At 43.3% G+C, this 679-nt stretch carries 1 protein-coding gene; it reads right to left on the bottom strand.

The window, feature by feature from the left end; all coding sequences use genetic code 11:
* Positions 1–306: 306 nt before the first annotated feature.
* Positions 307–510 (bottom strand): YfgG family protein, encoded by a 204-nt coding sequence (locus NNO02_RS23455; protein WP_071887371.1) that lies wholly within the window; start codon positions 508–510, stop codon positions 307–309.
* Positions 511–679: the final 169 nt, after the last annotated feature.

The raw sequence follows: 679 nt of genomic DNA, 5'->3' as shown, positions 1-679 counted from the left end.
AAATATTAATGCGTAGGCCGCTGATATTTTTTGAGGATATTAATTAGCGGTTATTTGAGCTGTGTATGTCTTTTTATGTGCAGTAAAGGCGAACGTAAAAAAACAGCGTAAATGGTGCGGTGAAGTGGAAGGAAAAGATTGTGTAATTGTGCGGAACGTCGCAGGCATATCCAATACAGCAGTCTGTGTTGTTGGCTGGATAGGGCGAAAAATGTTCGCTCAAATCCCTTACCGGATGGTTAAACATCAGGCGATTAGCCATCCGGTAAGGAATCTTAAGACAGGGGGGATCACAGATACGAGCGTTCAGCGTTCGTCAGTTTGTGCAGGAGAAGTCTGTTGCGGCAAGGTGGTCTGCTGGGATTCTTTCTTGTCCTGGTGGTGGTGCCACGCACCGATAGCAGAGTAGACGAAGCGTCCGAAGAAGAAGATGAAGCTGATAAGCAGTACGATCCGGATCATGCGACTGTTAAATCGGTGTCGTTTGCGTAGGCTGGTAACCTGGCTCACAAAAGGTTCCTTAAAGTGTACCCAACCAGTGGGCGATACTTACATTAAGGCACACTAAGAGGGAATGGTCAATTCTTCGTTATGTAAAATTGCATCATGGGTTTTATCCCCTTATGTTATGGAAATTAATATTATTATTTGCATTAATAATGAATAAACGATCATAAAT

Origin of the sequence: Citrobacter sp. Awk 2, from assembly GCF_028069815.1 — a bacterium.
Taxonomy (GTDB): domain Bacteria; phylum Pseudomonadota; class Gammaproteobacteria; order Enterobacterales; family Enterobacteriaceae; genus Citrobacter.
This window is presented reverse-complemented; position numbering and strand designations above follow the sequence as displayed.